Consider the following 14,357-nt stretch of genomic DNA (forward strand, 5'->3'; position numbering starts at 1 on the left):
TATTCAACAAAAAGATAAAACTTCATACGTTTTCAGGAGCGCCTCATACATGACACAAAAGTACGAACTCAGAACAAAACAAACCATTGATACAATTAATCATTTGCTGGATAACGGGATAAAAAAAATCAGTGTAATTATCCGCCATTCCGACAGATTTTTCACAGAAAATCCAAAACTGGAACCCTTCATGGGATTAACAGATAACGGTAAAAAGTTTGCCGTTGATTTTGGCGCCACCATCCGGTCAAGACCCTTACCAAAAATATCTTCCAGTTTTCTGGGAAGATGTATTGAAACCTCTTTTCTGATTGATAAAGGGTATACAAATAAAAATAACCGGGTCATTGAGCATAATTGCATAAATGATGTGCTTGCACCTTTTTATGTAAAGGATACCCAAAAAGCCATTCACCATATTGAAAAACAAGGGAATAAGGGTTTTCTGCGGAACTGGTTTGATAACCGTATTGATGAAAGTATTATGGAAAATCCGGAAAGAACTTCAGACCTTTTAAGTGAATTTATGATTGAACAAATAAAAAACCTCAAAGAAAACCAGATTGCCATCTGTATTTCCCATGACTGGAATATTTACCCTTTAAAAGAGTTTAAATTGGGACTTAAACTTGAAACAGCAGGGGATGTGGGTTACCTTGACGGGGTTGTCTTTTTTGAAAAAAAGAATCAATACTATATTACAAATTATCAGACAAGCCCGATATTATTGTAATAAATAAAATATAAGGGAATCATTTTGGAAAAAACAAAGATCACCATAATGTGCGAGAACAGGGCTGGTGCAGGAATTGGCATCATTGGCGAGCACGGGTTTTCTGCACTCATAGAAAAAAATAATGAAAAGATCCTCATGGATACCGGTCAGGGGCTGGGCCTAAAAGCCAATGCAACCGCTTTAAAAATCAATCTGTCAGATATAAATAAAATCGTATTGAGCCATGGTCATTTTGACCATACAGGCGGGCTTGCAGATTTAATGCCTCAAAAAGAAAAAATTGATGTCTATGCTCATCCGGATATCTTTGCTCCCAAATATGCCCGCCACGGGAATGAGGGTGAAAAAAAAGAAGTGTTTATCGGTACCCGGTTCAGTCAGGAATATCTTGAATCCAACATGAATGCCAAATTTCATTTCAAAAAAGAATTTTCAAAAATATCAAATGATATCTTTTTTTCAGGTGTTATACCAAGGCAGACAGACTTTGAACGACAAGACAAGAGACTTTTGGTTAAAGAGGGGCAATCATTTATTCAAGACCCGTTACATGATGACGCTTCTCTCTTGATCGAGACATCATCAGGTCCAGTCATCCTGACAGGTTGCGCCCATTCAGGCATTGTAAACATCATGAATCATTTTTCTAAAAAAACCGGATACAAATCCTTTCATGCGGTTATTGGGGGAACCCACCTAGGATTTTTAAATTCCGATAAACAGCTAGAAAAAACAATGGATGCCTTTGCACAATACGATCTTAAACTGATTGCCGTTTCCCACTGCACGGGCAATGAGGCCGCAGCCGTCTGCTATAATCGGTTCAAGGATAAATTTGCCTTTGCCAATGCAGGATGGAGTGCCCGGTTTTAATCTCAGAATCTCCAACTCGAAAAAAAAGGGAGGACCTGAAGAAAACATCTTAATCAAATCATCCCTTTGACTGAATAAAACTCAAAGGACCGGTCTTGGCAGTACTTTTGCCCTTTCGGCAATTTCAGGGACCCTGTGCTCCCATTCAATAGCCATCATGTGAACGCCTGCCACCCCTTCCATTTCCTTGAATTCTTCAACCTGTTCCAGGGCAAAACGTATGCCCTCTTCTGCCTGGTCTTTTTTATCCACGCTTTTGAGGCGTTTAATCAGGGAATCAGGGATGTCCATACCGGGTACAAATCTTGACATAAAATTTGCCATGCCGGCATTTTTCATGGGAGTAACCCCTGCCAGAATATAACACTTTTCATGGAGGCCCATGTCCACGGCCTTTTTCATAAAGTCCCGGAACTTTTCCATGTTAAAGATACACTGGGTCTGGATAAAATCCGCGCCAGCCGTGATTTTATTGGCAAGCCTGTACACCCTGTATTCATACGGGTCGGCAAACGGGTTGCAGGCAGCGCCGATAAACATTTTTGGCGGCACATCAATATCTTCGTCATTCATGAATTTTCCCTCATCCCGCATCTTCTTTACCAGTGCGATGAGCTGCATGGAATCGATATCATGAACGTTTTTAGCTTCCGGATGGTTCCCAAAGGTCTGATGATCACCGGAAAGACATAGCATGTTCCGGATGCCTAGGGCATAGGCGCCTAAGATATCGCTCATGATGGCCAGACGGTTCCGGTCCCGGCAGACCATCTGGAAATTGGGTTCAAGCCCTTCTTCAATCATCAGGACCGATCCGGCAAGGGAAGACATTCTGACCACCGCGGTCTGGTTATCGGTCATATTTACGGCATCCACATTGCCCTTGAGATATTGAAATTTTTCTTTCAAATGCGTGACATTGGCACCCTTTGGGGGTCCGCATTCTCCTGTAAATGCGAAATGTCCGGCTTTCAGAACCTTTTCAAGATTACTGCCTGATTTGAGTTCACTCATTTTGGTTCTCTCCTTTGTCTGTTATATATTTCCCTGAACCAGTTCTTCCCTGATACTTCTTCTGGGACCGCCGTCTCTTGCCGTTCTCCAGTTTTTTATACCCCTCACACCGATCAGGTCTTCCAGCTTTCCCGCGTCCATTTTCTTTCTGACAATCACATCCCAGATACAGACCGTGTCTTTATTTATTTCGCAAGCCCCATTGGATGATCCCCCGCAGGGGCCGTTCATGAGACTTTTCGCACATCTGGCAATGGGACACAGGCCACCGAAATTATTGATGGCACATGTACCACAGCCGGCACACCGTTCTTCCCAGACCCCGTGTTGAGTGGCACCGCCAAAAAAGGTGGTATTGACGCCTGGATAAAATGTCTGGTCGGGATACATTTCAGATAAAAACTGTGGACCTACACCACAGGCAAGAGAGATCACTGCATCATAGTTACCTATTATATCACTGACTCCAGCCACATATTCATTGTCACATTGTCTTTCCAGAACATTAATATCAATGTCAATGTGAGTGCCTTGTTTTTTTCTGGCAATTTTCATTGAAGATGCCAGTATCTCAACTTCCTTTAACCCGCCGACATTGCAGACAGTAACGCACCCCTTGCATCCGGCGATGAGAATCTTTTTATTATCTTTTACCATCGTCAATATCTCTTCAAGAGATTTCCGATCTGCTACTATCATGATTCACCTCTATCTTTTTTAAGTTTTTTGATTTCACGCCGCATGAGTGCTCTTAACCGGAGTGGGTCCCAACTCCCTGATTTTGCCCACCATCTCACTGGCAATCTCGGCAAACCGTGCCCCCTGTGCTGAAGAAAGATTATACATTTCCACCCTTTCGGGCTCAATACCCAGTTCTGTCAGGGTTTTTTTTACGTACTCCACCTTTCTTCTGGCCTTAAGATTACCTTCTATGTAATGACACTCGCCTTCAAGGCATCCGGCCACGTATACACCGTCCGCTCCATCTTCAATGGCATTGAGCAAATGAAGGATATCCACCCTTCCCGTACATGGCACCTGGATAACTTTTATGTCAGCAGGATAGGATAGTCTCATGGAACCTGCCAGGTCCCCGGCTGCATACGCTCAGTACTGACAGCAAAATGCGATTATCCTGGGTTCAAATTCTTGGGTCATCATTAACCTCCGTTTTTGGGGTCACTTTTTTGGGGTCAGGCTTCGTTATTAGGTTCAATAACGCAAGCCTGACCCCAGCTATAGTTTATGCCTCTTCAAAAAGTGCATCCGTTTTTGCCATAATCTGCTCATCCGTAAAATGATTCAGTTTAATTGCCTTACCCGGACATTCCGCCACACAGGCACCGCATCCATGACACTCGGATGCATCAATCTGGGCATATCCATCAGCATGGATATAGGGTATGTGATAGGGACAGGTTCGAACGCAGGTCAGGCACACTGCACATTTTTCAGGCGTGACTTCTGCCACAACGCCGCCCACCATCAAAGAATCTCTGGAAAGAATCGTCATGGCCCTGGCAACAGACGCCCTTGCCTGGGCAATACTTTCTTCAAGGGGTTTGGGATAATGGGCCAGCCCCGCCACAAACAATCCGTCTGATGCAAAATCAACCGGTCTCAGCTTTGCGTGGGCCTCCACCAGGAAACCTTCATCGTTTGTCGGTACTTTGAATTTTTCAAACAGGTTCTTGTTGTCTCCCGGAACAACCCCGGATGCCAGTATGACCATGTCAGGACGAATGGTTACCGGCATTTGAAGAACATGATCTATGACAGACAACTCAAGTTCTTTGTTGGAATTTTCTCTCAGCGTCGGCATTTTTTCCAGATCATACCGGATAAAAAGGACACCCAGTTCCCGCGCCTTTTGGTAAAGATCTTCCCTAAAGCCATAGGATCTGATATCCCGGTAAACTACATAAACTCTTTTTCTTCTATCCATTGTTTTAAGAGCAATGGCACTTTTCAGGCTGTGGGTACAGCAAACCTTGCTGCAGTAGGGGTTTTCATTATTTCTGGATCCAACGCACTGGATAAAAACAATGGCCTTTGCTTTTTCAATTCGATCATCCTCTTCCCGCAAGGCCGCATCCATATCCAGATGGGTCAATATATCCGGATGGTCACCGTAGAGATACTCTTGAGGTTTGTATTCCTTTCCCCCGGTGGCAAGAATGACAGCTCCGTGTTCAATGGCCGCCTGCTGACTGATTCCCTTGGTTCCACTGCTCCCATTGGTTTTTATGGTGGTAACAAAATTCCCCATAGAGCCTGTAAAAGAATCAACTTCGGAATCAAGATACAGATTGATGGAATCGCTGGCACTGGTTCTATCAATAAGATCCTCAAGATAATCCTGTATTTTTTCTCCCTGCCAGGTGGTATTCAGGTTCCTGGCAACCCCGCCAAGCTGCGCAGTGTTTTCAACCAGGTGAACATCAATGCCTTGGCTGGCCGCGCTAAGCGCTGCTTCCATACCTGCCACACCGCCACCCACCACAAGGAGAGATTTTTTAATATCCAGGCTGACCTGGTGTAATGGTTCCACTAATGCTGCTTTTGCCACGGCCATTCGAACCAGATCCTTTGCTTTTTGTGTCGCTTTTTCCGGTTCTTTCATATGGACCCAGGTATTCTGATCCCTGATATTGGCCATCTCAAACAGGTATTTGTTCAGGCCCGCATCCCTTATTGTCTCCTGGAACAGGGGTTCATGAGTTCTGGGCGAACAGGATGCCACCACTACCCGATTGAGTTTCTGTTCCTTGATAACCTCTTTCATATGGTCCTGGGCATCCTGGGAACAGGTAAAAAGATTGTCCTCTACATGGACGACGTAGGGAAGCGTTGCCGCATAATCCCTGACTGCAGGCACATCAGCAATGCCGCCAATGTTGATACCACAGTTACAGACAAATACACCGATGCGGGGATTTTGCCCTGAAAAATCGCTCTCAGGCGGCAATTCTTTGGTTTTCGTCTCGCTCCATCTGCTGTCCTTCAATACCATGGATGCTGTGGCCGCCGCTGCAGATGCCTCCATGACAGAGGCGGGAATATCCTTGGGCTCCTGAAAGGTTCCGCAGACATAAACACCTTTTTTACTGGTACAGACCGGGGACAGATTATCAGTTTTGGCAAATCCATGGCTGTTGAGTTCTATACCTACCTTGTCCGCAAGCTCCTGGGCATCTTTGTTCGGCGATAGACCCACGGAAAGGACCACCATGTCAAAAATTTCTTCAACAGTATTTCCTGCCTCAGTGGAGTAAACAATTCTGTATTTATCACCGGGTTCCGGAAAAACAGAGTGTATTCTGGATCTGACGAACCGAACCCCGCTGTCATCCTGGGCTCTGATGTTGTATTTATCAAATTCCTTTCCATGGGTTCTCATGTCCATGAAAAAGATGGCGGCATCCAATCCCTTGTCACTGTGTTCCTTTGCAATGACGGCCTGTTTGTTGGCATACATGCAGCAGACACCGGAACAATAGGAATGATCTCCCTTGTTGATATCCCTTGATCCGACACATTGGAGCCAGGCGATCTTGTCAGGCTCCACATTATCGGATGGTCTTACAAGATGACCGCCATAGGGACCGGATGCAGACAGGATTCTTTCAAATTCCACACTGGTCATAATATTGGGGCTATGTCCGTAGCAGTATGAGACCATCTGGGTGGGTTCAAAAGGTGTAAACCCCGGGGAAAGAATAATGGCACCCACATCAATGGTATGCCTTATATCTGTCATGGAATGATCCACAGCCTTTGCAAGACAGGCATCCACACACTGCATACACTCTGAACAGTATCCACAGTTCAGGCATCTTGCCGCTTCTTTTTGTCCCTCTTCCTCGCCATATCCAAGTTCCACCTCGTTAAAATTACCAACCCGTTCTGCGGCGGCAAGTTCCGGCATCTTATACCGGTTAGCTTGCTCCATGTCTTGGGTTACCGGACGAAATAAAGGATTTTCAACCACGGGAAGCTGTCTGCCTTCTTCCATGTCCAGACCTTTGAGATATCTGACAATGGATTCAGCCGCTTCCATACCGGCTGCAATAGCGCCAATGGCAACACCCGGGCCTGTCTGGACATCACCGCCTGCAAACACCCCTTCTTTGTCCGTGGCAAAGGTAATGGGGTTGACCTCTGTTGTATTCCATTTGCTGATCTTCAAACCGGCGAGATCTTCTAATGCAGAAAGATCCGGTCTTTGACCGATAGCAGGAATGAGCTGATCCATTTCAATGTCATATTCACTGCCCGGTATGGGAACAGGACGTCTTCTGCCGGAAGAATCCGGCTCACCCAGTTCCATTTTAATGACCCTTAAGGCCTTGACATGGCCATTTTCTTCGATGACCTTCTGGGGGGCTGCAAGATAAGTAATCTTAGCACCTTCATCTTCTACAGCACAGATTTCCTCTTCCCAGGCAGGCATTTCTTTTCTTGTCCTTCGATACAGAATGGTGACTTCATCCGCACCCAGTCGAACAGCAGACCTTGCCACATCAATGGCCACATTGCCGCCACCGATGATGCAGACCTTTCTGCCGACCGTTGTTGTTCCGGTCAGGTTAAGTTCTCTTAAGAAATCAACCCCTTGACGAACCCCTTCAAGATCTTCTCCGGGAATGCCAAGGTCAATACCTTTGTGAGCACCAAGGCCCAGGAAGACCGCATCATAGCCGTCCGCCATGAGGCTGTCCACGGTGAAATCCTCGCCAAGGCGGGAATTCAGCTTGAGTTCAACACCTAAATTGGTGACAACCTCTATATCCTTATCAAGGACTTCTCTTGGCAGGCGGTGTTCAGGAATGCCGACCCTGAGCATACCACCGGCCTGGGACAATGCTTCGAATATGGTTGCATCAACTCCCTGTTTTGCCAGATGATAGGCGGCTGACAGTCCGGCAGGACCGGAACCGATGATAGCCACCTTTTTGCCAATCTTTTGGGCACATTTAATTTCCACTTGTCTTGCGTCAAAACTGTCTGCTGCAAGACGCTTCAGATCCCGGATGGCAACCGGTTCATCCACTTCACATCTTCTACAGGCATCTTCACATTCATGGGGACAGACTCTTCCTAAGACTCCCGGCAGCGGAAGCTGTTCCATAATAATTTCCAAAGATTCCTTATATTTGCCCTCTTTGACCATCTGGACATACCCTTGCACATTCAGTCCGGCAGGACATGTCAGACGGCACGGAGCCTTGTCTTTTTTCTCTATGGCATAGCCCGATGGCATTGCCTGGGGATACAGTTTAAATGCAGCTTTCCTGTCTCGAAGCTCTTCGTCAAACTGGCTGGGAAGCTCTACCGGGCACACCTCGGAGCACTCTCCGCAGGCAGTACATTTATCAAGATCAATAAACCTTGGTTTTTCCTTTAATTTAACTGTAAAATCCCCTTCTTCCCCCGTGACTTCTTCAATTTCAGTCATGGTCAAAAGCTCAATATTGAGATGACGTCCTGCTTCAACAAGTTTTGGGGATATGATACACATTGAGCAATCGTTTGTGGGAAAGGTCTTGTCCAGTTGTGCCATTGTTCCGCCAATGGCTGTATTTTTATCTATGAGGTATACAAAATATCCTGAATCTGCCAGATCCAGGGATGACTGAATACCCGCTATGCCGGCACCGACTACCATTACCGAGCCTTTACCTTTTCTGGTACCTTTTTCGGCCATTTGGAACCCTCCTTTTTATAGTCCCACTTCAGCCAGATCCGGCCCAAGATAGGTTCGTTCCGTGTCAGCAAGCACACCCATGGCAAGAGTAATGATTGTCCATAGGTGAACTACATGATAATTGCCGCCATAATGTTCGCCAATATCTTCAATCTGGCCGTGACAATTATGACAGGGTGCGATCACATAATTTGCACCGGTTACCGCAAGCTGGTTGAATTTTGTTCTGCCATAGGCCCTTCTCTGATCGGGAAATCCTGCCTGCAAAGCACCGCCACCGCCGCCGCAGCAATAGTTGTTATCCCGGTTGGGGACAGTATCAATAAAATTTTCTTCACCCACAACGGTTTTAATAACAAATCTTAAATCATCTACAATCTTATTGGACCCGCTTTTTCTTCCGATATTGCAGGGATCCTGCACTGTAAACTTGGCTTTGATATCTTTATTCCAATCAGAATTGACCTTGAGCTTGCCTTCTTTAATCCACTGGGCATACAGCTCAATGATGGTGACAAGTTCGAATTTGTGAGGTATCTTGAATTTGCGCAATCCTTCCAGGATCGCAAAGTATGAATGCCCTCACTCGGTATTGACCACAACGGGGCTTTTTAAATTATTGTCCACATGGTGAACAAACTCCTCTATAATATATTTCCATCCCTCATTATCAGCCATGAACATGCAGTAGTTTTCTCCGGCCCACATTACTGAGGGGTAAGTCCAGTCCGCACCCACTGTGTGAAGAATTTTCCATAAAGGACCCATTTCTTCAGGCTCGGTCACAGGTTCTCTGGAGTTCTGGTTCAATACCATTGTGGCACCAACCCTGTCCACTGAGACCTGTAACTCCTCAAATCCCGGATGATCTTCCCGGATCTCCTCGGCCACATCCAGTACCGTGAATTCGAAATCATCCTTTGCGGCTCCCATGGCACTGCCGGTTCTGATATGCTGATCACATGAGCCAAGGATACCTTTAGGACGTTTCTCCCTGGGAACGTTTGCACGCAGATTAAAAATTAGTGCCGGCACATTAATTTTCATGGGGCAGGCTGACACACAACGTGCGCACATACTGCAAACCCATTTCCAGTCGGTTTTCAGCACTTCATCATCCATCCCTAAGTTCAGCATTCTAATGAGCTTTCTGGGATCCATGCCAAACTGTTCTGATGCGGGACATCCACCCGTGCAGGTCCCGCATGTCAGACAAAGATCAAAGTTCGCATCCGGCACCTTCGATAGAACCTCATCTTTAAACTCAATGTCAAGTTCATCAATCTTAATCGCCTCTGCCATTTTAAAATTCTCCCTTATCTTAATTTGGCTGCATTCAGATACTGCACCAGATTATCGACACCGCCGATGGTAATAATATGAACCCCCTGACAGATATCTTTCAGACTGTTTACAGTATCGGCAAAAAGCTCCATGCTTGCCTTTTTTTTGTTAGGTGCTTTCATCAGATTCTGGATAACCCACTCAGGTACAAGTCCGGATTTGAAATGGCGGTTCAAAAATTTCCCCATCCCTGCTGTTCTCAAAATCATGACTTCAGCAATGACAGGGACTTTAAAAGGTTCAACCTGCTTCATGAATCTGGCAAACTGATCAACATCAAAAATGGGCGTCGTTAAAAAATACCCCGTACCCACATTCATCATGTCTTCCATTTCTTCCATGCCACGTTTTGGCATGTTTTTCCCCCAGGGTGTTTCAATGCCGGAGCCCAATACAAAATCAATCTTGTTGTCAAGCTCTTTTCCTTCAATTGTAACCCCTTGTTTCAAGTGATCCATAACCGATCCCAATTTTCCTGAATCAACATGGAAGAACATTGACTCCTGGAGTGTATCTCCTGCAATCCTGTAGTCTTCCGTAAATACCAAAAGATTTTCAACACCGGTCTCATGGGCAATTGTCAGATCCTTTTGCAGCTGGAATCTATTTTTATCTCTTGTAGTGGTTTGATAAATCGCATTCAAATTGTTCTCTTTTAAAAGGCCACAGGCTTTGATGGTGTCACTCACAACTCCTTCAAGTTCTATTTCTGAAACAGATACGCCGTCCACACGGCCTTTTACCCTGTTAAGGCTATCAATAATAACCTCGGGTTCTTCATCACCGAGGGGAACCTGTAGTTCGGACGTCACAACAAATCTCTTTTTTTCCAAAGATTCCTTTAAATTCATGATCTGCCTCCTTTTTATTTTAATCCGAGTAATTTGGCCACTTCATCCTTAAGCTTTTGCAGGGGCAATGGCTTTGAAAAACAAACATCCGCACCGTTCTCTTTCATCTGCGCGAATTTATCATCATCCAGGTATGCAGATAATACGATAATCTTAGTGTCTTTTGTTTTCTCGTTGTTCTTAATTTTTTTACAGACTTCATACCCTTTGATATCAGGCATCATAATGTCAAGAATCAAAAGGTCGGGATGAAAATGATTCACCTGAAGTCCGGCTTCGAAACCATCCGAGGCGGAAAGAACCTCATAATCAAATTCATCTTCCTCCAGAGCCTGTACAATTGACTCGACAATGATCATGTCATCGTCTACGACCAGAATCTTTTTTCTGGCGCCTTCATCTTTCTCTTCAGGAATAGGGATTCCCTGGCTTCTCATAAAAGTTTCAAGATCAGATTTTTTTATCCTGCGATGTCCGCCAACGGTTCGATACGCTTTAATGTGTCCAGCTTCCACCCAATTTATAATGGTTTTAGATGAAACATTACAGTATTTGCTTGCGGTAAATACGGTCAACGTGTCTTCCATAACACCTCCTCCTCTTAATTGTTTTATAATTATAGTTATTATAGTTATTATATAAAAATTCTTTTGTCAAGTACTTAAAAAATAAATATAATAACTATTATAAGTATAATAACTATTATAATCAAGCCAGAGAATATCCCTGTCACAAAGGCTTTCAACGAATCGTAAGGATAAAATATCAATACAAGATAAAAAAATATTTTTTAGGATCCTGATATTCTTTTTAAAAAATACCAGGACTTGGAGGAAGAAATTGAAAAGCCGGCAGAAAAATGGCCTTTTTTTGTTTTTACAGCTTATTCACAGGCTATGGGAAGCATGATACCGAATTTTGTCCATTGTCCTTCTTCGGATTCAACTATAATATCCCCACCATGGTCTTTAATAAAACCATAACAGACAGAAAGCCCAAGCCCCACTCCCTGAACACTCTCTTTTTTGGTGGTAAAAAAAGAATCAAAAATCTTTTTCATATGCTCGGGTTTTATACCCATTCCCGTATCCTTGATAATGATAAAAAGTTTTTTGGAAACAACCTTAGTGGATATCTCAAGGTTGCCGCCATCCGGCATGGCATACATGGCATTGGAAAACATATTAATAAATACCTGACGCAATTGATCCCTGGATGCCAGAATGACTCCCGGGTTCTCAACAAGATCCATACTTAGTTTTATACTGTTTTCCCTGAACCGTTTTTCATATAACATTATCAGCTCATCAATGACCACGTTAATGTCTATCTCTATGCGTTTGTCCTGATCCGGTTTTGAGAAAGACAGCATTTTTTTCAGCATGTCTGCCAGCCGTTCAATCTCAGACAAAGACATATCCAAAAGCCTTCGCCTCTTGTTTTGAGGAGAAATCTCGGTTTTCATCAATTCAAGGGTATTCATTATACCAAACAGGGGGTTGTTGAGTTCGTGTGCGATCTGGGAAGTAAGCCTGCCCATGGCAGCCAGCTTTTCTGACTGGAGCAGATGTTGTCTTGCTTCGCCAAGTTCTCGTTCTGTTTGAAGCTGCTCCTTTAAATCGACAAATAATCCAACCGTTGCCAGTTCATCGCCTTTTTCATCATAAAGGATGCTGGCAGAAAGATTGCCTTCAACCAGCTCACCATTATCCTTTTTAAAATTTAATAGATAAGAGTTCAGCCTGCCCCTGCCCCCGAACTTTTCATCTCTCATCATTTCCATGACATTATTGGCCACCTTATTTGAAAAAATCTGCTGGATGCTCATTTTTCCGATGACTTGTTCGGACTCATACCCGAAGATATCTTCAGCGCTCTGGTTCCACAATTTGACAATGCCCCTCATATCCATTGCCATAATGGCATTGGGAGAACATGAAATAATTTGATCCAAAAAATCATGGGCTTCTTTTATTTGGTTTTCACTTTTTTTTCTTCGGGTCTGATCTACAACAATCCCTTCATAACCAAGGATCACCCCTTTGGGATCATACCGGACATTACTGGTTAAAAGGATATGAAGTATATGCCCGTCCCGTCTTCTCCACCTTACTTCATAATCAACGACCCGACCTTTTTTTTCTATAATTTCAGTGTACTTACGCCTGTCATCGGGACTTAAATAAACATCTCTTGCAAGATCAAGCGAAAGGAATTCTTCCTTATCCTGATACCCAAGCATCTTTAACAACGTAGGATTAACATCTAAAAACCGACCTTTTTTACTGCTGACAAACACCCCGCATCCAGCATGCGTAAAAAGCCTTTGATAGCTTGCTTTAGAGGCTTTTAGTTTCTCCTCCTGTAGTACGTTGTGAGTGATATCACGGTATACGGAAAGTTTTGATTTGGTTCCGTCCTGATTGATCACCGGAAGCTCTGACAGAACAAATATTTTATCAAGGGATTCAATATAGACCTCACTGTGATGTGTTTCATTATTAATAAAAACCTCATCATATTTACACCAGTCGCAAGGGGCATCAGATCCGATCAATACTTCATGACATTTCTTCCCGACCCCTTCGCCAAACAGTTCTTTCATGAATTTATTCATATATTCAACGGTATAATTCTCGTTGATAATATAAATACCATCTTCAAAAACATCCAGCGCATCCAAGAGCTTCGGAGTGTGATCAGCCATGACGGGTCTCCTTTAAAATAAAAAAATAAATTATAATTAACTAAATACTTGCCGCCCTGTTTTTTGTCAAGGTTAGGCGCATTGACTGAACATTTAGAAGGCTTTCCCTTGACACTTTGAATCAAGGAAAAGTATATAAACTCTGTTATTTGATAGCAGGATATCTGAAAATGATTAAAAGGGGCATTAATGAAAAATCATTACATACCTGAAAACAAATTTCCCATTGAGATTGATCAGAACATATTTATGCTGGGCAATTATTTTTTCAATCTGTTTCTGATTATCGGCAACAGACACTCCGCACTGTTTGAAGTGGGTATCTCAGCCATCGTTGATACGGTGATCAACCAATTGGAACTTCTTGATATCAATCCGGATTTTATCATTCCGTCCCACCCCCATTCCGACCATATCACGGGACTGCCGGGTCTTGCTAAAAGATATCCAACGGCCCGAATTGTTTCAGCAGCAGGGGCAAAAGAATTCATTGAGCATCCCAAAGCAGGACCGTTGTTGATTAAAGAAGATATATTCATGTCAAAAAGCCTGGCCGATCTTAAAATCAAACCCGGCAGACCGCCATTGGAAAAAATTCCGAATCTTGACGGATCATTGGTCATTAACGACAAGCTATCAATAGACCTTGGCCGGATCGCATTAGATCTAATCAAAGTAGAAGGCCATTCCCCTGGAAACCTTATCGGGGTTTTAAATGAAAAAAAAATCCTGTTCTGCTCCGACAGCCTTGGATTTCATTTTCCAGGCAGGGGATATCTCCCGTTATTTTTTACCCATGCCGATTCATATCTTTCAACCCTTAATTTTATTAAGGAATTTAACCCTTCCACTGTCTGCCCTGCACATCAGGGCCCTTTGTCGAGGAAAGCTGCGACAACCGGCATTCAAGAATCCCTGGACATTACACTCAACACCATTAAAAATATAAAACTGTCGGCTCTTTCTGATGAAACGCTTGCCAGGGATATATTTAAACAAAGCTATAAAGATGAATTTACCCTTTATACCTTACATTTCGCACGAGAATAAAAAAAAATGGGGCCAAACACGTAAATCCTCTATGGATTAGATAACCTATTGATATTATAAGGAATAATAAATCTA

Annotated in this window: 11 protein-coding genes; 3 read left to right on the forward strand and 8 right to left on the reverse strand. The window is 43.7% G+C overall.

Translation table 11 applies throughout. The features are described 5' to 3' along the window. The first annotated feature begins 49 nt into the window (after positions 1 to 49). Positions 50 to 733 carry a histidine phosphatase family protein gene (locus tag QAI40_RS06950; protein ID WP_299980855.1) on the forward strand — a complete coding sequence of 228 codons (684 nt, stop codon included), beginning with the start codon at positions 50 to 52 and terminating at the stop codon, positions 731 to 733. 24 nt (positions 734 to 757) lie between these two features. Further along, entirely contained in the window at positions 758 to 1,609 is an 852-nt protein-coding gene (locus QAI40_RS06955) for an MBL fold metallo-hydrolase (RefSeq protein ID WP_299980857.1), read from the forward strand. 81 nt (positions 1,610 to 1,690) lie between these two features. On the opposite strand, the gene QAI40_RS06960 is transcribed toward QAI40_RS06955, so the two are convergent. From QAI40_RS06960 to QAI40_RS06995, 8 genes are all read right to left on the reverse strand, one after another. Further along, complete coding sequence (locus QAI40_RS06960) at positions 1,691 to 2,623, reverse strand: methylenetetrahydrofolate reductase (protein WP_299980859.1); 933 nt, start codon at positions 2,621 to 2,623, stop codon at positions 1,691 to 1,693. Between the two features lie 21 nt (positions 2,624 to 2,644). Then, positions 2,645 to 3,322: a methylenetetrahydrofolate reductase C-terminal domain-containing protein gene (locus QAI40_RS06965; protein ID WP_304511525.1), complete on the reverse strand. Its 678-nt coding sequence runs from the start codon at positions 3,320 to 3,322 to the stop codon at positions 2,645 to 2,647. Between the two features lie 33 nt (positions 3,323 to 3,355). Next, the gene (locus tag QAI40_RS06970; protein WP_299983389.1) at positions 3,356 to 3,784 is read right to left on the reverse strand and encodes a hydrogenase iron-sulfur subunit; all 429 of its coding nucleotides are present in this window, start codon (positions 3,782 to 3,784) and stop codon (positions 3,356 to 3,358) included. Between the two features lie 82 nt (positions 3,785 to 3,866). Then, positions 3,867 to 8,330, reverse strand: a complete 4,464-nt coding sequence (locus QAI40_RS06975; RefSeq protein ID WP_299983391.1) for an NAD(P)-binding protein — start codon at positions 8,328 to 8,330, stop codon at positions 3,867 to 3,869. Positions 8,331 to 8,345: 15 nt separating this feature from the next. Beyond that, positions 8,346 to 9,632, reverse strand: coding sequence for a (Fe-S)-binding protein (locus QAI40_RS06980; protein ID WP_299983393.1), 1,287 nt, complete (start codon positions 9,630 to 9,632; stop codon positions 8,346 to 8,348). Between the two features lie 14 nt (positions 9,633 to 9,646). Beyond that, positions 9,647 to 10,525, reverse strand: a complete 879-nt coding sequence (locus QAI40_RS06985) for a methylenetetrahydrofolate reductase (RefSeq protein ID WP_299983395.1) — start codon at positions 10,523 to 10,525, stop codon at positions 9,647 to 9,649. Positions 10,526 to 10,539: 14 nt separating this feature from the next. Next, the gene (locus QAI40_RS06990; RefSeq protein WP_299983397.1) at positions 10,540 to 11,112 is read right to left on the reverse strand and encodes a response regulator; all 573 of its coding nucleotides are present in this window, start codon (positions 11,110 to 11,112) and stop codon (positions 10,540 to 10,542) included. A 296-nt stretch (positions 11,113 to 11,408) separates the two neighbouring features. Next, complete coding sequence (locus tag QAI40_RS06995; protein WP_299983399.1) at positions 11,409 to 13,232, reverse strand: PAS domain-containing sensor histidine kinase; 1,824 nt, start codon at positions 13,230 to 13,232, stop codon at positions 11,409 to 11,411. A gap of 189 nt (positions 13,233 to 13,421) precedes the next feature. Here QAI40_RS06995 and QAI40_RS07000 point away from each other — a divergent pair, with 189 nt between their 5' ends. After that, a complete protein-coding gene (locus QAI40_RS07000) occupies positions 13,422 to 14,282 on the forward strand; it encodes an MBL fold metallo-hydrolase (protein ID WP_299983401.1) in 861 nt (286 codons plus the stop codon). Positions 14,283 to 14,357 lie beyond the last annotated feature (75 nt).

The organism is Desulfobacula sp. (genome assembly GCF_030611305.1).
Classification (GTDB): domain Bacteria; phylum Desulfobacterota; class Desulfobacteria; order Desulfobacterales; family Desulfobacteraceae; genus Desulfobacula.

Bases quoted from the DNA above. Each gene is read 5' to 3' on its own strand.
- QAI40_RS06965 (WP_304511525.1), bottom strand. From the start codon at position 3,322: ATGATAGTAGCAGATCGGAAATCTCTTGAAGAGATATTGACGATGGTA.
- QAI40_RS06950 (WP_299980855.1), top strand. From the start codon at position 50: ATGACACAAAAGTACGAACTCAGAACAAAACAAACCATTGATACAATT.
- QAI40_RS06995 (WP_299983399.1), bottom strand. From the start codon at position 13,232: ATGGCTGATCACACTCCGAAGCTCTTGGATGCGCTGGATGTTTTTGAA.
- QAI40_RS06975 (WP_299983391.1), bottom strand. From the start codon at position 8,330: ATGGCCGAAAAAGGTACCAGAAAAGGTAAAGGCTCGGTAATGGTAGTC.
- QAI40_RS07000 (WP_299983401.1), top strand. From the start codon at position 13,422: ATGAAAAATCATTACATACCTGAAAACAAATTTCCCATTGAGATTGAT.
- QAI40_RS06960 (WP_299980859.1), bottom strand. From the start codon at position 2,623: ATGAGTGAACTCAAATCAGGCAGTAATCTTGAAAAGGTTCTGAAAGCC.
- QAI40_RS06985 (WP_299983395.1), bottom strand. From the start codon at position 10,525: ATGAATTTAAAGGAATCTTTGGAAAAAAAGAGATTTGTTGTGACGTCC.
- QAI40_RS06990 (WP_299983397.1), bottom strand. From the start codon at position 11,112: ATGGAAGACACGTTGACCGTATTTACCGCAAGCAAATACTGTAATGTT.